At 62.9% G+C, this 23,224-nt stretch carries 25 protein-coding genes; 12 read left to right on the forward strand and 13 right to left on the reverse strand.

Translation table 11 applies throughout. The features are described 5' to 3' along the window. Nucleotides 1-97: 97 nt before the first annotated feature. From ACYU03_RS18695 to ACYU03_RS18705, 3 genes are all read left to right on the forward strand, one after another. A complete protein-coding gene (locus ACYU03_RS18695) occupies nucleotides 98-262 on the forward strand; it encodes a hypothetical protein (protein WP_461886113.1) in 165 nt (54 codons plus the stop codon). 91 nt (nucleotides 263-353) lie between these two features. After that, nucleotides 354-1,718 (forward strand): glutamine synthetase family protein, encoded by a 1,365-nt coding sequence (locus ACYU03_RS18700; RefSeq protein WP_461886114.1) that lies wholly within the window; start codon nucleotides 354-356, stop codon nucleotides 1,716-1,718. 33 nt (nucleotides 1,719-1,751) lie between these two features. Next, nucleotides 1,752-3,059 (forward strand): NAD(P)/FAD-dependent oxidoreductase, encoded by a 1,308-nt coding sequence (locus tag ACYU03_RS18705; protein ID WP_461886115.1) that lies wholly within the window; start codon nucleotides 1,752-1,754, stop codon nucleotides 3,057-3,059. A gap of 120 nt (nucleotides 3,060-3,179) precedes the next feature. On the opposite strand, the gene fadD1 is transcribed toward ACYU03_RS18705, so the two are convergent. After that, nucleotides 3,180-4,877 (reverse strand): long-chain-fatty-acid--CoA ligase FadD1, encoded by a 1,698-nt coding sequence (gene fadD1 / locus ACYU03_RS18710; protein WP_461886116.1) that lies wholly within the window; start codon nucleotides 4,875-4,877, stop codon nucleotides 3,180-3,182. Nucleotides 4,878-5,232: 355 nt separating this feature from the next. After that, nucleotides 5,233-6,921, reverse strand: a complete 1,689-nt coding sequence (gene fadD2 / locus ACYU03_RS18715; RefSeq protein WP_461886117.1) for a long-chain-fatty-acid--CoA ligase FadD2 — start codon at nucleotides 6,919-6,921, stop codon at nucleotides 5,233-5,235. Between the two features lie 203 nt (nucleotides 6,922-7,124). Between fadD2 and ACYU03_RS18720 the strand changes: the two genes are divergently transcribed. Then, nucleotides 7,125-8,069, forward strand: coding sequence for a lysophospholipase (locus tag ACYU03_RS18720; RefSeq protein WP_461886118.1), 945 nt, complete (start codon nucleotides 7,125-7,127; stop codon nucleotides 8,067-8,069). Nucleotides 8,070-8,100: 31 nt separating this feature from the next. Next, on the forward strand, nucleotides 8,101-8,571 hold the full coding sequence (locus tag ACYU03_RS18725; RefSeq protein WP_461886119.1) for a MaoC family dehydratase: 471 nt from the start codon (nucleotides 8,101-8,103) through the stop codon (nucleotides 8,569-8,571). On the opposite strand, the gene ACYU03_RS18730 is transcribed toward ACYU03_RS18725, so the two are convergent. From ACYU03_RS18730 to ACYU03_RS18755, 6 genes are all read right to left on the reverse strand, one after another. Continuing rightward, entirely contained in the window at nucleotides 8,572-9,810 is a 1,239-nt protein-coding gene (locus ACYU03_RS18730; protein WP_461886120.1) for an RNA polymerase sigma factor, read from the reverse strand. It abuts the gene before it with no gap. Beyond that, nucleotides 9,810-10,301: an SRPBCC family protein gene (locus ACYU03_RS18735; protein WP_461886121.1), complete on the reverse strand. Its 492-nt coding sequence runs from the start codon at nucleotides 10,299-10,301 to the stop codon at nucleotides 9,810-9,812. Before ACYU03_RS18735 ends, ACYU03_RS18730 begins: the two co-directional genes overlap by 1 nt. A 33-nt stretch (nucleotides 10,302-10,334) precedes the next feature. Beyond that, entirely contained in the window at nucleotides 10,335-10,679 is a 345-nt protein-coding gene (locus tag ACYU03_RS18740; protein WP_461886122.1) for a YciI family protein, read from the reverse strand. Between the two features lie 56 nt (nucleotides 10,680-10,735). Continuing rightward, nucleotides 10,736-11,161 (reverse strand): YybH family protein, encoded by a 426-nt coding sequence (locus ACYU03_RS18745; RefSeq protein WP_461886123.1) that lies wholly within the window; start codon nucleotides 11,159-11,161, stop codon nucleotides 10,736-10,738. A 142-nt stretch (nucleotides 11,162-11,303) separates the two neighbouring features. Then, nucleotides 11,304-12,266 carry a threonine dehydratase gene (locus ACYU03_RS18750; protein ID WP_461886124.1) on the reverse strand — a complete coding sequence of 321 codons (963 nt, stop codon included), beginning with the start codon at nucleotides 12,264-12,266 and terminating at the stop codon, nucleotides 11,304-11,306. Nucleotides 12,267-12,436: 170 nt separating this feature from the next. Beyond that, a complete protein-coding gene (locus tag ACYU03_RS18755; protein ID WP_461886125.1) occupies nucleotides 12,437-12,694 on the reverse strand; it encodes a DUF2790 domain-containing protein in 258 nt (85 codons plus the stop codon). A gap of 279 nt (nucleotides 12,695-12,973) precedes the next feature. On the opposite strand from ACYU03_RS18755, the gene ACYU03_RS18760 reads away from it, so the two are divergent. Further along, nucleotides 12,974-13,423, forward strand: a complete 450-nt coding sequence (locus ACYU03_RS18760) for a GNAT family N-acetyltransferase (protein ID WP_461886126.1) — start codon at nucleotides 12,974-12,976, stop codon at nucleotides 13,421-13,423. On the opposite strand, the gene def is transcribed toward ACYU03_RS18760, so the two are convergent. The 3 genes from def to ACYU03_RS18775 all read right to left on the reverse strand — a co-directional run bounded on the left by def (nucleotide 13,378) and on the right by ACYU03_RS18775 (nucleotide 15,224). Then, nucleotides 13,378-13,914, reverse strand: coding sequence for a peptide deformylase (gene def / locus ACYU03_RS18765; RefSeq protein ID WP_461886127.1), 537 nt, complete (start codon nucleotides 13,912-13,914; stop codon nucleotides 13,378-13,380). The genes ACYU03_RS18760 and def overlap by 46 nt on opposite strands. Next, nucleotides 13,914-14,879: a YihY/virulence factor BrkB family protein gene (locus ACYU03_RS18770; protein WP_461886128.1), complete on the reverse strand. Its 966-nt coding sequence runs from the start codon at nucleotides 14,877-14,879 to the stop codon at nucleotides 13,914-13,916. Before ACYU03_RS18770 ends, def begins: the two co-directional genes overlap by 1 nt. Nucleotides 14,880-15,044: 165 nt before the next feature. Then, complete coding sequence (locus ACYU03_RS18775; protein ID WP_461886129.1) at nucleotides 15,045-15,224, reverse strand: CsbD family protein; 180 nt, start codon at nucleotides 15,222-15,224, stop codon at nucleotides 15,045-15,047. On the opposite strand from ACYU03_RS18775, the gene ACYU03_RS18780 reads away from it, so the two are divergent. The 3 genes from ACYU03_RS18780 (at nucleotide 15,223) to ACYU03_RS18790 (ending at nucleotide 17,441) form a co-directional block, all read left to right on the forward strand. Next, nucleotides 15,223-15,396 carry a hypothetical protein gene (locus ACYU03_RS18780; protein ID WP_461886130.1) on the forward strand — a complete coding sequence of 58 codons (174 nt, stop codon included), beginning with the start codon at nucleotides 15,223-15,225 and terminating at the stop codon, nucleotides 15,394-15,396. The two genes, ACYU03_RS18775 and ACYU03_RS18780, sit on opposite strands and share 2 nt — an antisense overlap. A gap of 67 nt (nucleotides 15,397-15,463) precedes the next feature. Beyond that, nucleotides 15,464-16,930: a right-handed parallel beta-helix repeat-containing protein gene (locus ACYU03_RS18785; RefSeq protein WP_461886131.1), complete on the forward strand. Its 1,467-nt coding sequence runs from the start codon at nucleotides 15,464-15,466 to the stop codon at nucleotides 16,928-16,930. A 130-nt stretch (nucleotides 16,931-17,060) separates the two neighbouring features. After that, nucleotides 17,061-17,441 (forward strand): hypothetical protein, encoded by a 381-nt coding sequence (locus ACYU03_RS18790; protein ID WP_461886132.1) that lies wholly within the window; start codon nucleotides 17,061-17,063, stop codon nucleotides 17,439-17,441. Here the strand turns inward: ACYU03_RS18790 and ACYU03_RS18795 are convergent, their stop codons facing one another. Then, complete coding sequence (locus ACYU03_RS18795; protein WP_461886133.1) at nucleotides 17,442-18,278, reverse strand: CvfB family protein; 837 nt, start codon at nucleotides 18,276-18,278, stop codon at nucleotides 17,442-17,444. A gap of 129 nt (nucleotides 18,279-18,407) precedes the next feature. Between ACYU03_RS18795 and ACYU03_RS18800 the strand changes: the two genes are divergently transcribed. Further along, nucleotides 18,408-19,277, forward strand: a complete 870-nt coding sequence (locus ACYU03_RS18800) for a DUF6279 family lipoprotein (protein ID WP_461886134.1) — start codon at nucleotides 18,408-18,410, stop codon at nucleotides 19,275-19,277. Between the two features lie 22 nt (nucleotides 19,278-19,299). Here the strand turns inward: ACYU03_RS18800 and aceK are convergent, their stop codons facing one another. Beyond that, a complete protein-coding gene (gene aceK, locus ACYU03_RS18805) occupies nucleotides 19,300-21,015 on the reverse strand; it encodes a bifunctional isocitrate dehydrogenase kinase/phosphatase (RefSeq protein WP_461886135.1) in 1,716 nt (571 codons plus the stop codon). Between the two features lie 145 nt (nucleotides 21,016-21,160). On the opposite strand from aceK, the gene ACYU03_RS18810 reads away from it, so the two are divergent. Then, complete coding sequence (locus ACYU03_RS18810) at nucleotides 21,161-22,048, forward strand: DMT family transporter (RefSeq protein WP_461886136.1); 888 nt, start codon at nucleotides 21,161-21,163, stop codon at nucleotides 22,046-22,048. Between the two features lie 338 nt (nucleotides 22,049-22,386). Continuing rightward, the gene (locus ACYU03_RS18815) at nucleotides 22,387-23,223 is read left to right on the forward strand and encodes an ABC transporter ATP-binding protein (RefSeq protein WP_461886137.1); all 837 of its coding nucleotides are present in this window, start codon (nucleotides 22,387-22,389) and stop codon (nucleotides 23,221-23,223) included. Nucleotide 23,224: the final 1 nt, after the last annotated feature.

Below are 23,224 nucleotides of genomic sequence, written 5' to 3' on the forward strand. Positions count from 1 at the left end.
GGGTTCGAAGCGATAGGATCTTTGTTTAGCCATACTGCAACTGAAGGTAGTCAAACGCTGATTTAATCAACCTTGTTCTGCGTGGGAGTATCCAGCCATGTCCTGCATCCCGTGTACGCCACCCCCGCTGTCCTGCCCTTCGCAACCGAAGGCCCGGGCACGTTCCGGTGAAAACCCGCTGGTGCATGTGATCCTCGCCTTCTGGGCCCTGTGGCACTGCCGCCATGCCCGCCCACCGGATATTTCGCTCGCTTCCTACTGAACCGGCCCGGCCACCGCTGGCCGATCTCCTCAGTCCGACCGAGCGCACAGCTGTGGCCGGTCCCGTGCGCCCATAGGCGCGAGCGAACCCTATGCACTTTGCCCCTGTAGAGCAGGCCCGGAACTTCCTGGCTGACAACCCCGATATCGAAATGATCGAACTGTTCATCCTCGACGCCAACGGCGTGCCGCGTGGCAAGCTGTTGCACCGTGATGAGCTGCTAACGGTCTATGAAAGCGGCCGTCCTCTGCCCAGTACCATTCTCGGCCTGACCCTCAACGGCGATGACGTGGAAGACTCCGGCCTGGTCTGGGACGTGGGCGACATCGACTGCCGCGCCTACCCGCTGGAAGGCAGCCTGGTGCGCTTACCCTGGCGGCAGATTCCCATGGCGGCGGTGCAGGTCTCGATGCACCCCACTGAAGGCCTGCCAGCCACGGTAGCCGATCCACGGCGAGCGCTGATCCAAGTGATCGAGCAACTGCAGGCCGAAGGTTACCACCCGGTCATGGCCTGCGAGCTGGAGTTCTACCTGCTCGACCAGCAGCGCGACGCCCAGGGCCGACCGCAACCGGCACTGGACCAGGACGGTGGCCGTCCACGCCAGACCCAGGTCTACGGCCTGCGCGAACTGGAGCAGATCGAGCCTTTCCTCAAGGACCTCTACGCCGCCTGCAAGGCCCAGGGTATCCCCGCGCGCACGGCCATCTCCGAGTACGCGCCCGGCCAGGTGGAAATCACCCTGGAACACGGCCCGGCCCTGGCGGCTATGGACCAGGCCGTGCGCTACAAACGCCTGGTCAAGGGCGTGGCCCATGCCCACGGCATGCAAGCTTGCTTTATGGCCAAGCCGTTCGATGACCTCGCCGGCACCGGCATGCACATGCACGTCAGCTTGGCCGATGCCGAGGGCAACAACCTGTTCGCCAGCGAAGACCCAGTCGGCACCCCACTGCTGCGTCAGTCGGTCGGCGGCATGCTCGCCAGCCTGCTCGACTCGCTGCTGCTGTTCTGCCCCAACGCCAACTCCTACCGGCGCTTCCAGGCCAACAGCTACGCACCGCTGGCGCCGACCTGGGGTGTCGACAACCGCACCGTCAGCCTGCGCGTGCCCGGCGGCCCGGCCAAGACCCGGCATGTGGAGCACCGTATCTGCGGCGCCGACGCCAACCCCTACCTGGCCGCCGCGGCGATCCTCGCCGGCATCCACCGCGGCATCCGTGAACAACTCGATCCGGGCGCACCGGTCGAAGGCAACGGCTATGCCCAGGCCACCGAACACTTGCCCAGCGACTGGCTCACCGCCCTCCAGGCCCTGGAGCGCTCGCAGTGGGCACGGGAAGCCCTGGGCGAGGACTTCCTCGGCGTCTACCTGAAGGTCAAGCGCGCCGAGTACCGCCAGTTCATGGCCGAAGTCAGCGAGCAGGACTGGCGCTGGTACCTGACCCAGGCTTGATCCCCTCCCCCTTTTCGCACCAAGGAAACACCCATGAATGCAGCAGTGAACAGTGGCCCGGCCCAGCGCAGCGCGTCCTACTACACCGCCAGTCTCAACGACCCAGTCCAGTACCCAACCCTCAAGGGCACCGAGCAAGTGGACGTGGCGATCATCGGCGGTGGCTTCACCGGCGTGGCCAGCGCCGTCGAACTCGCCGAACGAGGCCTGAAGGTCGCCATCGTCGAAACCAACCGCATCGGCTGGGGCGCCAGCGGGCGCAACGGCGGCCAGGTCACCGGTAGCCTCTCGGGCGACGAAGCGATGCGCAACCAGATGCGCGCACGGCTCGGCAGCGAGGTGGACGATTTCATCTGGCACCTGCGCTGGCGCGGGCACCAGATCATCGAACAACGGGTACAGCGCTATCGAATAGACTGCGACCTCAAGCGCGGCCACTTGCATGCCGCCATGAAGCCCTCGCACATGAACGAGCTGCGTGCCTTCGAGGCCGAGGCCCAGCGGCGTGGCATGGGCGAGCAGGTGCAGTTGCTCGACCGCCAGGCGGTCAGCGAACACCTGCAGAGCCCACTGTACCTGGGCGCCCTGAAGAACCGCCGCAACCTGCATCTGCACCCGCTCAACCTGTGCATGGGCGAAGCCCGCGCCGCCCATGGGCTTGGAGCATTGGTGTTCGAGAATTCGCAGGTCTTGGACATCGTCCACGGTCCGCGCCCGGCCGTGGTCACCGCCCAAGGCCGCATCGAGGCGCGCCAGGTACTGCTGGCCGGTGACGTCTATCACAAGCTCGAACCACGCCAACTAAAGGGCAAGATCTTCCCGGCCATGGGCGGCATCGTCACCACCGCGCCACTAGGCGACCTGGCTGAGCAGATCAACCCTCAGGACCTGGCCGTGTACGACTGCCGTTTCGTCCTCGACTACTACCGGCTGACCGCCGACAAGCGCCTGCTGTTCGGCGGCGGCGCCAACTATTCGGGACGGGATTCACGGGACATCGCCGGCGAACTGCGCCCCTGCATCGAGCGCACCTTCCCGGCGCTCAAGGGCGTACCGATCGAGTTCCAGTGGAGCTGCGCCATGGGCATCGTGGTCAACCGCATCCCGCAACTGGGCAAGCTGTCAGACAACGTCTGGTACTGCCAGGGCTACTCCGGGCACGGCATCGCCACCAGCCACATCATGGGCGAGATCATGGCCGAAGCGTTGACCGGGACCTTGGAGAAGTTCGATACCTTCGCCGGCTGCAAGCACATCAAGGTGCCTATGGGCGAGCTGTTGGGGAATCCGCTGTTGGCGGCGGGGATGTGGTACTACCAGATGCTGGAAAAACTGCGCTGAGAGGCATAACGCGCTTGGCCCACACCGAGGCGACTGGTGGCCTCTACTACGCATTCGCGGGCAAGTCGGCACACCGACTTGCCCGCGAACAGGCACTACAACCGGGAAGGCTCCAACGGCTCAGGCGATCTTCTTCAGGCCCTGCTTCTTCAGCTCTTCATCGCGCAGTTCACGGCGCAGGATCTTGCCGACATTGGTGGTCGGCAGCGCATCGCGGAACTCGATGTAGCGTGGCACCTTATAGCCGGTGACATTGGCGCGCATGTGCTCCATCACCTGCTCCTTGGTCAGGGTCATGCCCGGCTTGACCACGATGAACACCTTGATCACCTCGCCCGACTTCTCGTCTGGCACACCGATCGCGGCGCATTGCAAGACACTGGGCAGGCCGACGAGCACGTCTTCCAGTTCATTCGGGTACACGTTGAAGCCCGAGACCAGAATCATATCCTTCTTGCGGTCGACGATACGCATGTAGCCGTCCGGCTGGATCAGAGCGATATCACCGGTCTTCAGCCAGCCTTCGCTGTCGAGGATCTCGGCGGTGGCATCCTCGCGTTGCCAATAGCCCTTCATCACCTGCGGGCCCTTGACGCACAGCTCGCCGGTTTCTCCCAGCGGCAGTTCATGCCCGCTGTCGTCGATGATCTTGCAGAGGGTCGAAGGCACCGGGATGCCGATGGTGCCGATCTGGTTGCGCTCGGCCGGGTTGACCGCGGCCACCGGGCTGGTCTCGGTCATGCCGTAGCCTTCGCAGATGGCGCACCCGGTCACGGCTTTCCAGCGCTCGGCCACGCTCATCTGCAAGGCCATGCCGCCCGACAAGGTGATCTTCAGTGCCGAGAAATCCAGGCTGCGGAAAGTGTCGTTGTTGCACAGGGCAACGAACAGGGTGTTAAGGCCCACGAAGCCGCTGAACTTCCACTTCGACAGTTCCTTGACCATGGCCGGCAGGTCGCGCGGGTTGCTGATCAGGACGTTGTGGTTGCCGATCAGCATCATCGCCATGCAATGGAAGGTGAAGGCATAGATGTGATACAGCGGCAGCGGGGTGATGAGGATCTCGCAGCCTTCGTGCAGGTTCGAGCCCATCAGCGCCCGGCATTGCAGCATGTTGGCCACCAGGTTGCGATGGGTCAGCATGGCCCCTTTGGCCACGCCGGTGGTGCCGCCGGTGTATTGCAGCACGGCAACGTCGTTGGCCTGCGGGTTGGCCTCGGTCACCGGCTGGCCCTGGCCTTTGCTCAAGGCGTCGTTGAAGCGCACAGCCCTGGGCAGGTGGTAGGCCGGCACCATCTTCTTCACGTACTTGATCACGCTGTTGATCAACAGGCGCTTGAGCGGTGGCAACAGGTCAGCCACTTCGGTGACAATGACGTGCTGGACTTGGGTCTTGGGCACCACCTTCTCGGCCAGGTGCGCCATGTTCGCCAGGCACACCAGCGCCTTGGCGCCGGAGTCGTTGAACTGGTGCTCCATCTCCCGTGCGGTGTACAACGGGTTGGTGTTGACCACAATCAGCCCGGCACGCATGGCGCCGAACACGGCCACGGGGTATTGCAGGACATTGGGCAGTTGCACGGCAATGCGATCGCCCGGCTTGAGGTCGGTATGCTGTTGCAGGTAGGCGGCGAAAGCCCCCGACAAGGCATACAGCTCGCCATAGGTGATGGTCTTGCCCAGGTTGCTAAAGGCCGGTTTGTCGGCAAAGCGTTGGCAGGATTGCTTCAGTACCGCCTGGATGTTCGGAAATTCGTCAGGGTTGATTTGAGCCGCAATCCCCGCTGGGTACTTATCCTTCCAAAAATGTTCGATCATGGAAGCCCACTCCTTCAGCAACAGCGAATTCTTCATCGCATCGATGCGATTATTATTGATATGGGATGACGGCTCATTGCAAACCGGATCACCTGGAAGCGCGCCGAGAGTAGCAGCTTTGCCAAGGGTCGACTAGAGCCATAACGGCCCAATCAGTCACAAAAATGACTTAAAGAATACTACTGGTCATTTTTAGAGTAAAAAAACTAAAGGTCGCATTTGGCCGGTTCATGGCCTCTCTTATAGCCTAATGCTGGGCTGCTACGCAGCCACCGCGGCGCAAGGCCGCTCCCACAGAACAACACATAACCCATTGATCTAGTAGGACTCTGTAGGAGCGGCATCGAACACGCGTCTACGCGATGTCCCGCAGTTCTCGCCGCAGGATCTTGCCGACGGGCGTCATCGGCAGCGAATCGCGCAGGACGATGTGCTTGGGCACCTTGTAGCCGGTGAAGTTGGCCTTGCAGTAGGCCTTGAGGTCTTCGACGCTGACGCCGCCTTCGCGCGCCACCACGAACAGCTTGACCGCCTCCCCCGAGCGTTCGTCCGGCACGCCGATGGCGGCGCAGTTGGCCACTTGTGGATGGCCCATGACCACTTCCTCGATCTCGTTTGGGTACACGTTGAAACCCGAGACGATGATCATGTCCTTCTTGCGGTCGACGATGCGAGTGAAGCCATCCGGGTCGATCACCGCGATGTCGCCGGTCTTCAGCCAGCCTTCGCTGTCCAGGGTCTCGGCGGTGGCCTCCGGCTGCTGCCAATAGCCCTTCATCACCTGAGGCCCCTTGATGCACAGCTCACCGCGCTCGCCCAGCGGCAGCTCATTGCCCTGGTCATCGATGACCTTGAACGCGGTCCCGACGACAGGAATGCCGACGGTGCCCAGGCGAGCCAGATGGCCATAGGGATTGGTGCTGGCCACCGGCGAGGTTTCGGTCAGGCCATAGCCCTCGACGATGCGGCAGCCCGTAAGGCTTTCCCAGCGTTCGGCGGTAGCCGTGACCAACGCAGTGCCGCCGGAGTTGGTGACCTTGAGCGCGGAAAAGTCCAGCGACTTGAACTGCGGATGATCCATCAGCGCGACGAACAGCGTGTTCAAACCCAGCAGTGCCGAGAACCGCCACTTCTGCAATTCCTTGATGAAGCCGGGAATGTCGCGCGGGTTGGTGATCAGCACGTTGTGATTGCCCGTGACCATCATGCACATGCAGTTCGCGGTGAAGGCATAGATGTGGTACAGCGGCAACGGCGCGATCATCACCTCCTGCCCGTCCTTGATCAGCTTCTGGCCATCAGGACCGTGCTGGGAAAAGCAGGCCAGCACCTGGAGCATGTTGGCCACCAGGTTGCCGTGGGTCAGCATGGCACCCTTGGCCAAGCCGGTGGTGCCGCCGGTGTACTGCAGCACCGCGATGTCGTCCAGGCTCAGGCTGACCGGTTTCACCGGCTGCCCGCGGCCTTGCCGCAACACCTGCTTGAACGGCACGGCCTGCGGCAGGTTGTAGGCCGGGACCATCTTCTTCAACTTGTCTACCACCGTGTTCACCAGCCAGCCCTTGGCCGCCGGCAACAGGTCGCCCATCTTCGCTTCGATCAGGTATTCGATACGGGTGTCCGGCAGCACCTCCTGCACGCGCTTGCCGAACATGTTCAGGTAGACCAGGGCGCGGGCACCGGAATCCTTGAACTGATGGCGCATTTCCCGCTCGGTGTACAGTGGGTTGGTGTTGACCACGATCAGCCCGGCGCGCATGGCGCCGAAGACTGCGATCGGGTATTGCAGCACATTGGGCATCTGCACCGCGATGCGGTCGCCCGGTGCCAGGTCGGTGTGCTGTTGCAGGTAGGCGGCGAAAGCTGCCGACTGACGCTCCAGCTCAGCGTAGGTCAGGGTCACCCCCAGGTTGCTGAACGCCGGACGGTCGGCGAACCGCTTGCAGGAACGCTCGAAGACCTCGACGACGGATTTGTAAGCGTTAATGTCAATGCTTGAAGGCACGCCCTCGGGGCGCTTGTCATTCCAGAAATCAGCTTGCATTTATTCTTATTCCTCTTACCTGGGCCGTCCCGGACCTGGATGCCTTGATGGCAAAAAGGTGCTTAGCCGACGTTAGCAGTTATGCCCCAGGTGGCAAATATGCCAAGTACCGTCATTAACATTCTGAATATTATTCCTGCCCATCCTGCAATCGAAGGCATTGCGCATACACTGTGCGGGTAACCGTGCGCAAAGGACCCGCCATGCACCACGACGCGTTCTGGCTGCCCGCCAGTGAGCATTGCAGCCTGTATGTCTACCAATGGCTGCCGGCCACACCAGTCAAGGCGGTAGTGCTGCTGGCCCATGGCATGGCCGAGCACGCCGGGCGCTACCAGCGCTTGGGCCACGCCCTGGCCGAGGCCGGCTTCGCCCTGCTCGCCCATGATCAGCGCGGCCACGGACGCACCGCCGAGCTGGGTACCCTAGGCCTGTTCGCCCGGAAAAATGGCTGGAATGCCGTGGTCAACGACCTGGCCTTGATCAGCCAGCACATCGGCCAGCAGTATCCAGGCACGCCGCTGTTCCTGTTCGGCCACAGCATGGGCAGCTACATCGCCCAGGCCTACCTGATGCATCACAGCGCCAGCCTGCATGGCGCTGTGCTCAGTGGCTCGAACTTCCAGCCACCGGCGCTGTACCGTAGTGCAGCCCTGATTGCCCGGTTCGAAGCCTGGCGCCAGGGCCCGCTGGGGCACAGCACGCTGATCGACTGGCTGTCGTTCGGCTCGTTCAACAAGGCCTTCAAGCCCAACCGGACGGCCTTCGACTGGCTCAGTCGCGATACAGGCGAGGTCGACCGCTATGTCGCCGACCCGCTGTGTGGCTTTCGCTGCAGCAACCGCCTGTGGCTCGACCTGCTGCAAGGCCTGGAGCAGATCAGCCAGCCAAAGAACCTGGCGCAGATCGATCCGAACCTGCCGATCCTGGTGATCGGCGGCGAATGTGATCCGGTCAGTGCCGGCAAGCGTCTCAAGGATCTGGCCACTGCTCTGCGCGCGGCCGGCAACCAGCATGTGCAACTGCGCATCTACCCCGAAGCGCGGCATGAACTGCTCAATGAAACCAATCGCGACGAGGTCACCGCAGACATCATCGACTGGCTGGAGCAAGCGCTGGCCCTTGGCCGCCCTACCCGCAGTGAATGATTGCCCCTTGTCCGAACTGAAGGAAACATCGATGACCCAGGTCACCAACACGCCTTACGAAGCCCTCGAAGTCGGCCAGACCGCCGAGTACAGCAAGTCCGTCGAAGAGCGCGACATCCAGCTGTTCGCCGCCATGTCCGGTGACCACAACCCGGTGCACCTGGATGCCGAGTTCGCCGCCAAGAGCATGTTCCGCGAGCGCATCGCCCACGGCATGTTCAGCGGCGCCCTGATCAGCGCCGCCGTGGCCTGCACCCTGCCGGGCCCTGGCACCATCTACCTGGGCCAGAAAATGAGCTTCCAGAAGCCGGTCAAGATCGGTGACAGTCTGACCGTGCGCCTGGAAATCCTCGAGAAGTTGCCCAAGTTCAAGGTGCGCATCGCCACCAACGTCTACAACCAGAACGATGAGTTGGTGGTCGAAGGCGAAGCCGAGATCCTCGCCCCCCGCAAGCAGCAGACCGTCGAGCTGGTCAGCCCTCCGCCGATCACCTTCGGCTGATCACGGCAACTCGCTCAGGCGGCGCTCGATGTAGCGCCGCTCGGGGCCTTGGCGGGTCAGGGCCAGGGCATTGCGCCAGGCCGCCCGGGCCTGCTCCGGATGACCGAGCTGGCGATGCAGCTCAGCCCTGGCCGCGTGGGCCAGGTGATAGTCCAGCAACTGCCCCCGGGCCAGGATCGCCTCGACCGCCCGCAGCCCGGCCTGGGGGCCGTCCCTTCGTGCCAGCGCCGCCGCACGGTTGAGTTCGATCACCGGTGATGGCCAGCCACGCTGCAGCACATCGTATAGCCCGACGATTTGCGCCCAGTCCGTCTCCTCGGCACTGGGGGCTTCGGCATGCACTGCAGCGATCGCCGCCTGCAAGCTGTAGGCGCCAAAGCCCCGGCTGCGCAGGGCCAGTTGCACCAGCTGGCAGCCTTCGGCGATCAGTTCGCGGTCCCACAGGCTACGGTCCTGCTCATCCAGAAGGATCAATTCGCCCTGGGCATCGCAACGCGCACGCTGTCGCGACGTCTGCAACAACATCAACGCGAGCAGGCCGAGGACCTCCGGCTCCGGCAGCAACTGCGCCAACAGCCGACCCAGACGGATGGCCTCGTCGCTCAGTTCATGCTGCATCAGCGCCTCGCCCGAAGACGCCGAATACCCCTCGTTGAACACCAGGTAGATCACCCGCAGCACGCTTTCCAGGCGTTCGGGCAGCTCAGCCAGCACCGGCACCTGATAAGGGATGCGCGCATCACGGATCTTCGCCTTGGCCCGCACGATGCGCTGGGCGATGGTCGCCGGGCTCTGCAGGAAGGACCGGGCGATCTGCTCGGTGGTCAGGTCACAGACTTCGCGTAAGGTCAGCGGTACCTGGGCGTCGGCGGCCAGGGCCGGGTGGCAGCAAGTGAAGATCAGGCGCAGGCGATCGTCAGCCAGCAGTTCCTCCTCGCTCGGGTCCTGCCCCTGGGCCTCGATCATCATCGCCAACTCAGCCTGGGAGCGATCGAAACGGGCACGCCGGCGCAAGGCATCGATGGCCTTGAAGCGCCCGGTGGACACCAGCCAGGCCCGCGGGTTGAGCGGAATGCCATCGCGCTGCCAGCGCTCCACGGCAATGAAGAACGCATCATGCATGGCCTCCTCGGCCAAGTCGAAATCGCCCAACAGGCGGATCAGCGTCGCCAGGATACGCCGCGACTCCCGTCGATAGACCACCTCGACCTGGGCACGCACCTGGTCCGGATCAGCCATCAGTCCGGCATCCGCTGGGTCACCACCTCGACCAAGCGATCCAGGCTCTCCCCCCACCCCTCGTAAAAGCCCATTTCCTCATGGGCTTGGCGATCGTCGGCGTTCCAGTGCCAGGCCCTGGCCGTGTAGCGGGTCTTGCCCTGCTCGTCGTCGAAAGTGATGACGGCCGTCATGAACGCCTTGTCCGACGGCACCCAACCGGGCCCGAAGGCATCGGTGAACACCAGTCGCCGGGGTGCGGCGATCTCCAGGAACACCATCTGGTTGGGGTACTCGGTGCCATCGGGCGCACGCATCAGGGTGCGCAGCAGCCCCCCGACCCACAGTTGCATCTCGCACTCAGGCGTGGTCATGCCATGGGGCCCCCACCACTGCACCAGCCACTGTGGCTCGGTCCAGGCACGGAATACTTTCGCCGGCGGTGCATCGATCAGGCGGCTGATGGACAATTCATGTTGCGCCTTTCCCTGGCCTCTTTGTGCAAGGCTCATTTTTCTTGTTCTCCGTCTGTCAGGATTGCGCGCTCAAGGTTGCAACTGCCGCACCGGCCGGACCTCGACGCTGCCGACCCGCGCTGCCGGGATGCCCTTGGCGATGCTCAAGGCTTCGTTGAGGTCACGCGCGTCGATCAGGTAGAAGCCGGCCAACTGCTCCTTGGTTTCAGCGAAGGGACCATCGGTCAGGCTCATCTGGCCGCCGCGCATGCGCACCGTGGTCGCCGTCTGCACTGGCTTGAGCGCCTCGGCCGCGAGCATGCGCCCGGAACTGTGCAGCGATTCGGCGTAAGCCATGCATTCGGCGTCTTCCGGGCTGTCGGGCAGGCTGTGCAACAGCCCCTCGTCACAATAGACCAGGCACAGGTATTTCATGGTCGTCTCCACCGTTTGGGAAAGTGCGTTTGGCGATAAGCCCTGGCTTTTTCAGCTCACGGTTTGAGGTTGAACAATGCCTTCTGGGTTTCCATGTCGAACGGTGCCGACCAGTGTTCGTGGATCACCTTCCATTGCCCATCGATACGACGATAGCCGACGGTAGCGCGCATGAAGCCGCACTGGCTTTCATCATCCGACGGACCGCAGCGGTTGAGCCAGTGGGCCAGTCCCAGGTCGCCGTCGGCATACACGGTCAATTGCGCGACTTCGAAGACCATCGGCCCGGTACAGAAACTCATGCACATTTCCCAGTGCGCCCGGTAAGTGGCCTTGTCTGTGAACTGCAACTCCTTGATGGCATCGAAGGCCACGATGTCGTCGGCATAGGGCGCGGCGATACCGTCCATGTCACGGGCACGCACGGCTTGCACCCAGCGCTCGATCAGTTGGCGGATCTCGGTTTCGGCTGTGGTGTTCATCGGTATTTCCTCCGACCTGTCATGAGCGGGTGGCGCCGGAGCATCCGGCGCCTTCATGACTGGTCGAACGGCGCTAGAGGAAATCGACAGGGCCCTGGAAAAAATTTGTCATCCCGACACTGCAGGGCCGGGCTGGCCGGCCTCAAGTGCAGGACGGTGCCAGTACCTGCGCATAGCGCTCCCGGTCCACATTCGCGCCACTGAGCACCACTGCCACCTTGCGCCCGGCCTGGCGCTCGCGCTCCTGCAGCAAGGCGGCCAGGGCCGCGGCACCGGCGCCTTCGGCGGTGTTGTGGGTGTCTTCATGGTAGATGCGCATGGCGTGGGCAATCTCTTCGTCATCCACGCGAACGATACGCGCGGCGTGCTCGCGGATCAGGGCGAAAGCATCGGGATGGGGCACGCGGCAGGCCATGCCATCGGCAAAGGTGTCCGCGCTGGCGGTGGTGACGATGCGCCCCTGCTCCAGGCTGAGGGCATAGGCGTCAGCAGCGCTGGAGACCACGCCGACGATCTGCGTCTTCAGCCCCAGCAGGTTGCGCGCCTGGATCAGGCCGCAGATCCCCGAGCCCATGCCGATCGGCACATACACGCAGTCGAGGTCCGCTACCGCCTCGAACAGTTCCAAGGCATAGGTGGCCACGCCGCGCACCAGTTCCGGGTGGAAGGACGGCACCATCTCATAGCCGAGCCGCTCGGCCACGCGCGCCGCTTCTTCACGGGCCTGGTCGAAATCGACTCCATGCTCGATCAGTTCGGCGCCCAACGCGCGCATGGCGGCGTTCTTTTCCCGGGAGTTGCCATGGGGTATCACAATGACCAAAGGCAAGCCTGCCTGGCCCGCAGCCAGGGCCATGCTCTGCCCGTGGTTGCCCCGGGTCGCAGTGACCAGGCCACGGGGCGGTTCGCTTCGGGCCAGCAGCGAGCGCACATAGAGCAGCCCACCGCGGACCTTGAAAGCACCGGTCGGCGCATGGTTCTCGTGCTTGACCCATACCTCGCAACCAACCCGCTCGGCCAGCCGAGGCCAGGCGTATTGCGGGGTAGCGGGAACATGGGCGTGAACCAGTCGGGCAGCATCCTGCAGGGCAGGCAAATCGAACATAGGGTCACCTATCAATCCGGAAGGTTGACCCCAGATCCTAAGCGCCCTGCATCACACAGGTAAAACCTTATCTTGCCTGAGATGCGCAACAGCCTGCCTACAGCTGCCTACCCCGCTCTACTCAAGCAGGCGTTGGCAGCCGTGTGGCAGGCACTGGCACAGGGATGAAATCAGCCTTGGCTGCAACCCTCGCCCATGGCGCGGTACTCAATGGTGTGGACCTTGCCCTGGTGGTCTTCGTAGGTCATGGTGGCAGGCACCACTTCACAGACATTGGGAATGGTCGAAAGGCTGATGACACGCTTGATATCGAGGTTGGTCGAGTAGTCGTACTGCTGGACAACTGGCTGGGTGGACGCAGTGCTGGACTCGTTGGCGAAGGCGAACGAGGACATACCGACCAATGCAAGAATCAGTAATGGTTTCATGGGTTCTAGGCCTTAAAAGCAATCAAGCTGATTGATTGACTTCATATGCCGGAATGGCGCGGAGAAGTTGTCATATCGAACTGCGGAGATGACACGAAGTACCGATCCCGCTTCATACTGCCGGGGATGGATACAGTTTACTCCCCATCCTGAATACTTGAATCCCGAACTCGGACATTCACTGTTGCAAAAATGGTAACAATCCCCGAAAAAGCCGCTCGACAAGGCTCACGCCTCCAGTGTAAAAGCGCCGCTCCAGAGCCTCTACTGGACATTCCCATGCCCATATTGAACTGCAGCCCGCTACTCAGTCACGAACGCGGCCTGCTCGATCATTTCTACCGCCAGCACGGCTCGCGCATGCGCGCTAGCGCCGATGGCCAGCGCTGGGTGGCACGCACCACCGGTATCGTTGGCGGTTTGAGTCTGAGCGAAGTGCCTGGCGGGCAATGGCTGACCGGGTTGTTCGTCGCCCCGCCATGGCGCGGGCGCCAGGTCGCATCGCAACTGGTCGAAGCCGCGCTGGCGGATACGCATGGCCATGTCTGGCTGTTCTGCCACCCGGACCTGCAAGCCTTCTACCAGCGCCTGGGCTTCACTCCAGCCTGCGTCCTGCCTCCCCTCCTCGACGAACGCCTGGCCCGTTACCAACGCAGCAAAACCCTGGTGGCCCTGGCCCGCGCTCAGTCTTCGCGAACGTCCAGCCCGGGGAACAGCACCTCGGTGTAACCGAACTTGCTAAAGTCATGGATGCGCGACGGGTACAGACGGCCGATCAGGTGGTCGCACTCATGCTGCACCACCCGGGCGTGGAAACCGTCGGCGATACGGTTGATCGGCTCGCCCTGGGGGTCGATGCCTTCGTAGCGGATGTGCTTGTAGCGCGGCACCACGCCACGCAAGCCGGGCACCGAGAGGCAGCCTTCCCAGCCGTCCTCGACCTCGGTGGTCAAGGGGGTGATCAGCGGATTGAGCAGAATGGTCTGCGGCACGGCCTCCGCGTCGGGGTAGCGCTCGCTGCGCTCGAAGCCAAAGATCACCAACTGCAGGTCAATACCGATCTGCGGCGCCGCCAGGCCGACGCCGCCGACATGGCGCATGGTCTCGAACATGTCATCGATCAACTGCTGCAGTTCAGCACTGCCGATCAGCTTCTCTGGCACCGGCGGGGCGATGCGCAGCAGGCGCTCATCGCCCATTTTCAGGATGTCACGGATCATCAGTGGTTCGACTCAGGAGGATGAGAGGGCGTCGGTTGCGGATGCTCGTGCCCAAGTACGCTCAATGGCTTCTTGGGCTGCGCCTCCTGCGTACTGTCGGCTTCCTTTTCGCCAGGGTTCTTGCCCTCGGCCGACATGTGTTCGATCACCGCGTTCATTTCCGCGCCGAGCAGCAGCACGGCAGCGGAGATATAGAAATACAGCAACAGGACGATGATTGCACCGATGCTGCCGTACATGGCGTTGTAGTCGGCGAAGGTCTTGACGTAGTAACCGAACGCCAGCGAGGCGACGATCCAGACCACCACAGCCAGCACCGAGCCAGGCGTGATAAAGCGGAACTCCTGCTTCACATCGGGCATGACGTAGTAGATCAGCGCCACCGCCACCATCATCAGAATGATGATCGCCGGCCAGCGCAGGATGGTCCATACGGTGACGATGAACTCCTTCATGCCGATCTGCGCGGCGATCCATTCCATCACCTGCGGCCCGAGCACCATCAGCGCCGCCGCTGCCAGCAACATGCCGGCAATGCCCACGGTATAGAAGATCGACAGCGGAATGCGCTTCCATACCGGACGGCCTTCCGACACATCGTAGGCGGCGTTCATGGCGCTCATCATCAACCGCACGCCGGCCGAGGCAGTCCACAAGGCGATCACGATACCCACCGACAACAACCCACCCTTGGATTGCTGCAACTGGTCGATCACCGGGTTGACCTGCTCCAGGGCCTGGGGCGGCAACACCAGCTCCGACTGCAGGCGCAGCCAGGTGAAGAAGTCCGGCAGGTGCAGGAAACCGATCAGGGCAATCAGGAACAGCAGGAAAGGGAACAGGGAAAACAGCATCTGGTAGGCCAGGGCTGACGCATAGGTCGACATCTCGTCATCAAGGAACTCACTGACGGTGCGCACCAGCACACGATGCAGGGGTTGACCTTGTAGGGAGGGGAAAATCATAGCGTCTCCTTTCGCCGCTCGACTGTCATCGGAACAGGTCACCCCCCCTTGGGGCGCCCGTGACTGCCACTTAGTCTAATAGACCATGCTCCCGCCGTTACTACTCATTAACCGCGCCATGAAAAACGGCCACCCTCGGTGACCGTCATATGTACTGCCTAAGTGTCATGGTTTCTTCACGGCATCCTTGACCTTGCCGACGGCCTGCTGGACCTCGCCCTTGAGTTCCTGAGCCTTGCCTTCGGCACGCAGCTTGTCATTGTCGGTGGCCTTGCCGACGCCTTGCTTGATATTGCCAACCGCTTCGTTGGCCACGCCTTTGACTTTGTCCTTGGTGCCACTCATGGAAATTCTCCTGAAGGAAAAGACACGGGGAACCGTGCCGACAGAGAGTCGACCTGCCCGCCTTCAGCAGAGTTTCAATTATTTGCTCTCTGCAGGCTGGACGGTAAAACAGCGGGCGAATACCGCACCGAATCGCTCGCTTGCGCTGCGCCTGGGCAGCCTCCTGCCCTAGAATCCGGGCCCGAGCGGGGCCACAGGGTCGCCGCTGATAAAAACAACAGCTACTGGAACTCCGCCCCATGCGCGTATTGCCTGTGCTGGCAGCCCTGCTGCCGCTGCTTCCCTTGTCTGTCTTCGCCAGTGCGCCCGAAACCGTGCTGCGCGTCGACCGCTACGCCGATGACGACCAGCCCGGCAGCCTGCGCTGGGCCATCGAGACCAACAACCAGAACCCCGGCCAGTACCGCATCGAGATCCAGGCGGTCGGCCAGCCGCCCTACGTGATCCGCCCGACCCGCGCCCTGCCACCGATCCAGGGGCCAGTGCAGGTGACCGGCAGCGCCTGGGCACGCGACGGCCAATACATTGCCATCGACGGCTCGGCCTACATCAAGGGCGAAGGTACCCGCGCCTGCCCGGGTGCCCTGCCCGGCCAGTACGGCACCAACGTGCGCACCACCACTGGGCCAGGGCTGGTGCTGCGCGACACCCAGGGCGTGCAGATCAGCGGCCTGGAAGTACGCAATTTCTGCATCGGCATCCTGGTCAACCGCGCCAGCCACAACGTCATCCAGGACAACCGCATCGTCGCCAACAAGGGCGGTGCCGGCATCATGCTCACCGGTGACGACGGCAAGGGCAATCCGACCGCCACCAGCACCGTCAACAACAAGGTGCTGCGCAACCAGTTGATCGACAATGGCGACGGCCTGGAGCTGACCCGTGGCGCCGCCTTCAACCTGGTGGCCGACAACCTGTTCCGCTCGACCCCGGCCAACCCGGAGCCGTCCCAGGGCATCGAGATCCTCCTGGGCAACGACAACAGTGTGGTGCGCAACCGCTTCGAGAACTATTCCGATGGCCTGCAGATCAACTGGGGCCACCGCAACTACCTGGGTGCCAACACCTTCAGCGGCAACTCCATCGGCGTCAGCGTCACCGGCGAAGGCAACATCCTCGACGGCAATTTGATCCACGGCAACCGCATCGGCATAGCCCTGCGTCCGGAACCGGACGTCACCCGCACCCGCCTGAGCGCCAACCGCATCTGGAACAACGGCCAGGACATCCGCCGCTGCGAAGCCGGGGGCTCCTGCGTGCCGGACCAACGCACCGGCGCCATCGTCTTCGGCGTACCGGCCCAGGCTCACGCGCTGTACGTAGGCTCGCGGGGCATCGGCGCGGACCTGGCGGAGAAGGACCAAGCGATCATCTGCGACGCCCAAGGCGCCCCGGCCGGTTGCCAGCCGCTGCCCAACCACAACCAACAGCCGCCACGCCTGACCGGGCTGGAGGGTGATCGTCTGCTGGGTGAAGTACAGGGACCGCCGTCGAGCCTGCTGCGTGTGGAGTTGTTCGGCAATGCCACGGCGGATGCGCGCGAGGCGGAACAGTATCTGGGGGATGTACAGGTGAGCAGTGATGCCCAGGGCAAGGCACGGTTCGAGTATGTGCTGGAAGGTGCCGGTGCGTTGCATAGCTTCACGGCGACCGTGACCACGGCCGATGGCGCCACATCGGAGCTGAGCCAACCGCTGCGGCGCTGAAGCCGAAAGCCCCTAGGCGACACTATCGCAGGCTCCAGCACCGGGATGAGCTGAACAGACGCAGGCTTGCCCCGCGATCGGGGGCCCCGCACAATGGCGGGTCTTTTACGCGTCAACCGCAGGAACCTGCATGAAACTCGACAAGCCCACCGCCATCGCCCGCCGCAACGAAGCGCTGGCCAAGCCGGCGCTGAACCGCGACAACACCCTGTTCGCCATCCTCGACCGCAAGCGCAACCTGTGGTGGTTCGAAGTACCGGTGGCCTTGCTGCGCAAGGGCCAGCCCGACTGGGTCAACCTGTTGCTGCACACACCGGAAACCGACGAACTGCAGCACCTCAAGGTGCCGACCAGCTACCTGCGCGCCCATCAGGAGCAGATGGAGGTCCGCCACCCGGGCAAACGCCGCTCGACCATCAGCCTGGCCCTGAGCGCCGACCGCGACTCGCTGCTGCGCGATACCCGCCCGGGCGGTGAAAACCTGGACTTCAAGACCTTCCTGCAGGTGTGATCAGACCCGCTCGATCCGGTCGTCAAGGATGACGATCCGGCCTTCCTTGTACAGCGAGCCGATGGCCTTCTTGAAGTTGCCCTTGCTGACGCCGAACAGCTCGCTGATCAGCTGCGGATCGCTCTTGTCACTGACCATCAGCACACCATCGGCGGCCTGCAGGCGCTCCATGATCTGCTCCGGCAGGCTGCTGGCCAGGGCCTGGCCGACTGGCTGCAGGCTCAGGGCGATCTTGCCGTCGCTGCGCACTTCCTTGATATAACCCTTCTCGTGCATACCCGAACGCAGGAACTTGAACACCTCGTTCTTGTGGATCAGGCCCCAGTGCCGGTTGTTGATGATCGCCTTGAAGCCCATCGGCGTCTGCCCGGCCACCAGCAACTCCACAGGCTGACCCGGCTTGTAGTCCACCGGCGCGTTGTCCAGGTAGCGGTCCAGCTTCGCGGTGGCGGTGATGCGCCGCGTGCGCTTGTCCAGGTAGGCGTGCACCACGCAGTAGTCGCCGACCTTCAGGGGATGCTTCTCTTCGGAGTACGGCATCAGCAGGTCCTTGGCCAGCCCCCAGTCCAGGAAGATGCCGATGCTATTGATGTCCTTGACCTTGAGGCTGGCGAACTCGCCGACCTGCACCTTGGGTTTCTCGGTGGTGGCGATCAACTGGTCTTCGCTGTCCAGGTAGACGAACACATTGAGCCAGTCATCGACTTCGGTGGGCGTGTCTTTCGGGATATAGCGGTTGGGCAGCAGGATCTCGCCATCGGCGCCACCGTCCAGGTACAGACCGAAGTCCGTGTGTTTCACGATTTGCAAACTGTTGTAACGCCCGACTAGAGCCATTTGGGAAAATCCTCATCACAAGGCAGCTATTCTACACCTGAACCTGCCGGATCGCCCGACTGCACATCCCCGGGAACCGCCGGAGCCTTCTTGCGTCTACAGCCAGCTAGCCCTTGCAAGGATTCGCTCATGCCCCTCTGCCTGACCAAAGCCCTGCGCCCGCTCCTGTTGTTGACCGCCTTCATCCTGGCCCTGGTGGCGTGCAGCCGCATCGACCTCGCCTACCGCAACCTCGATGTACTGGTGCCCTGGTCGCTGGGCGACTACCTGAACATGAACCGCCAGCAGAAGGCCTGGCTCGACCAGCGCCTCAAGCAGCACCTGGCCTGGCATTGCCAGACGCAGTTGCCCGGTTACCTGGACTGGCTCGACCGCATCCAGCAGATGGTCGCCCGCGATGATGTCACCGACCAGCAACTGCAACTGCGTACCAACGAGGCCCGCCAGGCCATTGGCCGTGTCGCCGAAGCGATCACCCCTTCTGCCGCGCAACTGCTGCGCGACATGGACGACAGGCAAGTACGCAAGATGCGCGAAGCCTTCAGCGAAGACATCCGCGAACGCCAGGCCAAGTATGTGGATACCCCGCTGGCACGGCAGATCGAGCGCCGTGCCGAGCGCATGGAAAAACGCCTGACTCCTTGGCTGGGCGAACTCAACCCGGCCCAGCGCCTGCGGGTGATGACCTGGTCCCAGGATCTGGGCGAACAGAACCGCCAGTGGCTGGCCAACCGCGCCCACTGGCAGCAGCAGTTCGGCCTACTCATGGAACAACGCCACACCTCCAGCTTCGAGCCCCGCCTGGCCCAACTGCTACAGCACCGCGAAAGCCTGTGGACCCCGGAATACCGCATCGCCTTCCAACGCACCGAACAACAAGCCCGCAGCCTGCTGGTGGACCTGATCAAGCACAGCACCCCAGGCCAGCGTCAGTTCCTGCAGGACCGCCTTACCAAGGTGCGGGCCGACTTCAGCGCATTGAAGTGCCTGAAAAGCTGAATGCCTGCACGGCCAAGGCCGCCTAGCGCCCCTTGCGCCGATAAGGGAACACATCGATCACCTTCCCGTCCTGGATCGCGGCCTGTAACCCCTTCCAATAGTCGGCGTCGTACAACTCCCCATGCAACCGGCAGAACAACCGCCGCTGGCCGATATCGGCGAAGAGAAACGGCGGGAATTCCTCGGGAAACACGTCATGCGGCCCGATCGAATACCAGGGCTCGCCAGACATTTCGTCCTCCGGGTACCTCGGTGGCGGGATATGGCGGAAGTTGACCTCGGTGAGAAAGCTGATTTCGTCGTAGTCATAGAACACCACGCGGCCATGGCGGGTGACGCCGAAATTCTTCAGCAGCATGTCGCCGGGGAAGATGTTCGCCGCCGCCAGTTGCTTGATCGCCAGGCCATAGTCCTCCAGGGCCTCGAGCACCTGGGCTTCGCTGGCCTGCTCCAGGTACAGATTCAGCGGAGTCATACGCCGTTCGGTCCAGCAATGACGCACCAGCACCGTATCGCCCTCCAGGCTCACGGTGGAGGGCGCCACTTCCAGCAGTTCGGCCAGGCAGTCAGGCTCGAACTTGCTGAGCGGGAAGCGGAAGTCGGCGAACTCCTGGGTATCGGCCATGCGCCCGACCCGGTCGACGCTCTTCACCAGCCGGTACTTCTCGATCACCGTGGCGCGGTCGACGGTCTTGGACGGCGAGAAGCGGTCCTTGATGATCTTGAATACGGTATTGAAGCCCGGCAGGGTGAACACGCTCATGACCATGCCGCGCACACCGGGGGCCATGATGAAGCGGTCGTCGGTGTTGGCCAGGTGGTTGATCAGCGCGCGGTAAAACTCCGACTTGCCGTGCTTGTAGAAACCGATCGAGGTGTACAACTCGGCAATGTGCTTACCCGGCAGGATGCGCTTGAGAAAACCGACGAACTCAGCCGGCACCGGCACATCGACCATGAAGTAGGAACGGGTGAAGGAGAAGATGATCGACACCTCTGCCTCGTCGGTGATCAGGGCGTCGATCTCGATGCCATGGCCTTCACGGTGCAGCAACGGTATCACCAGCGGCCATTGCTCTTCGGGGGTGAACAGACGGCCGACCAGGTAGGCGCCCTTGTTGCGGTACAGCACCGGCGAGAACAGCTCCACCGCCAGCGCCGGGTCCTTGCACACCCAGTCGGGCAGGCTCTCGCGCAACTGAGCTTCCAGGCGCGCCAGGTCAGTGCCAAGGTCGCCATAGGGCACGTCGAACCCATAATCGGCGAATATCCGTTGCAGCAACCCGGCCAGGCTGCCCTCGGGGCGGTAGGTCCGGGTTTGCGCGGCGCGCTCGTGGCTACGGAGCGAGGGCCGCGTAGTGTGGATGAACATGCAACCATCGCTGATCAGGTCATGGCTGAACAGGCTGCAGAAGATCGAGTTGTACCAGGTCTCGGACAACTCATCGTCCAGGCGCGGGTCGATCAGGGTGATATAAGCGCTCTTGACCAGCGGCCACTGGCTCACATCCAGCAGCACGTCCTCGGCGAAGCCCTTGCGCAGCCAACCGCTGACTTCGCCGACCTTCTCTTCATAGAGGCTGATCCGCGCCGCGGCCGCACGCTGGCTCTCCTGCCAGCACGCCTGTTCGAAGCGCTCGCGGGCGCCGATGGTGATCTGGCGGAAATGCTCGCGGTAGTTATCGAAGCCATCGAGAATCATCCGGGCAATATCGGCAGCCGGCCATAACGGGGGCATAAGCGAGACCTCAGCAGGGGTTCAAGCGCTGAGCTTAGTCAGCGTCCGCGGTTGCGCGCCAGTCCAATTACAGCGCAAGAAAGGACAAGAAGGCCTTCGCCGATCTGGCGTACACTCGCGCCCTGCCCCCCTGCCGGAGACCCGCGTGAGCCCCATTGCCTTTACCCGCCTGCTGACACTCGCCGCTGTCTGGGGCGCCAGCTTCCTGTTCATGCGCATCATCGCCCCGGTCCTCGGCACTTTGCCGACTGCCTTTTTCCGGGTGTCGATCGCCTGCCTAGGGCTGATGGTGATCCTGGCCGTGATGCGGGTGCGCTGGGACTTCAACGGCAAACTCGGCGTCTGCCTGATACTGGGCATGATCAACTCGGGGATCCCGGCCACCTTCTATTCGGTGGCGGCGCAGGTGCTACCAGCCGGTTACTCGGCAATCTTCAACGCCACCACGCCGCTGATGGGCGTACTGATCGGCGTGCTGTTCTTCCGCGAACCCATGACCCTGGCCAAACTGTGCGGCATCTTCCTCGGCCTGTTCGGCGTCGGCATCCTCAGTGGCGCCGGCCCGGTGGCCCTGGACATATCGCTGCTGCAGGGGGCGGCCTCGTGCCTGGCGGCGACCACCTGCTATGGCTTCGCCGGCTACCTCGCCCGCCACTGGCTGGACCAGCAAGGCGGCCTCGACAGCCGCCTGTCCGCCCTGGGCAGTATGCTCGGCGCGACCTTGCTGCTATTGCCGCTGTTCGCCTGGAGCGTCCTGACCCAGCCTCCGGCCAGTTGGGGCGGCTGGCCGGTGTGGCTGTCGCTGCTGGGCCTGGGCCTGGTGTGCACGGCGTTCGCCTACATCCTTTATTTCCGCCTGCTCAGCGAGATCGGCCCGGTCAAGGCCAGCACCGTGACCTTCCTGATCCCAGCCTTCGGCGTGCTCTGGGGCGCCTGGCTGCTGGACGAGCCGCTGTCCATGGCGCACCTGTATGGCGGGCTGCTGATTGCCGCGGCCCTGTGGCTGGTACTCAAGCCTGCCCGCCGCGCGTAAGGCTTCAGATCGGTTCATGACTGGCCGGGGCATACGCCCCGCGCCGTTCCACCTACGAAACACCCCCTCCTCGATGTGTTTCTTCAGCGTTACCGGAAATGCCCCCTCCGCTCGCACGGACGACATAGCGTGCCCATTCGCTGTGCAATTTCGTGCCATATAAAAAACCATGTTTCATATATAAAACATGCCATTTTTCATCCATCTACACCAACCCATTAATTAATAAAGACTTTTCAATTAAAAAAAGGTTTTCCAGCAACTGGCATTGTTCATGCACTAAACGGCGTATCACCTATAAAACAGACCAGAGAGCTCCCCCAATGGCTGTGAAAGAGATGTACGCAATTGCCCCGCGCTGGGATGTTCCACACCCCCAGGACAATCCGGCACCCGCGGAAATCGAATTCCGCAATGTCGGCAAATGCTTCAAGGCCAAAGGCCAGTCCGAAGCGCCTTTCGCCATCCGTGACGTGAACTTCACGATTCGCCGTGGCGAAGTGGTTTCGATCATCGGCCCCTCCGGTTGCGGCAAGAGCACCATCCTCAACATGGGATCGGGCCTGTACCGCCCCAGCGAGGGCGAGGTCCGGGTCGGAGGTGAAGTAGTGAACGGCCCCGTCTCCAAGGTCGCCTTCATGCTGCAGAAGGACCTGTTGATGCCCTGGCGCAGCATCCGCCGCAATGTCGAGCTGGGCCTGGAAATCCAGGGCATGCCTGCGGCCAAACGCCAGACGATCGCTGAAGATCTGCTCAAACGCTGCCACCTGCAAGGCTTTGCCGACCACTACCCCTTCCAGTTGTCGGGTGGCATGCGCCAGCGCGCCGCCCTGGCCCGCACCCTGGCCATCGATCCCCAGGTCTTGTTCCTCGATGAGCCGTTCTCGGCCCTCGATGCGCAAACCAAGATGATCCTGCAGCAAGACCTGGCGCAGATGCTGTTCGAAGAGAAGAAGACCGCCCTATTCATCACCCACGACCTGGTCGAGGCGATTGCCCTGTCCGATCGCCTGCTGGTCATGAGTGCCCGCCCCGGCACCATCATCGAAGAGATCGAAGTCGACCTACCGTTTCGCGAGAACCCGCTGGAACGCCGCAAGCTGCCTGAGATCGGCCCCCTCGCCGGACGCCTGATGGAGCTGCTGAAAGTCGGCGAAGACACCGAACTGCATTGAT

The organism is Pseudomonas sp. X10, from assembly GCF_054889225.1.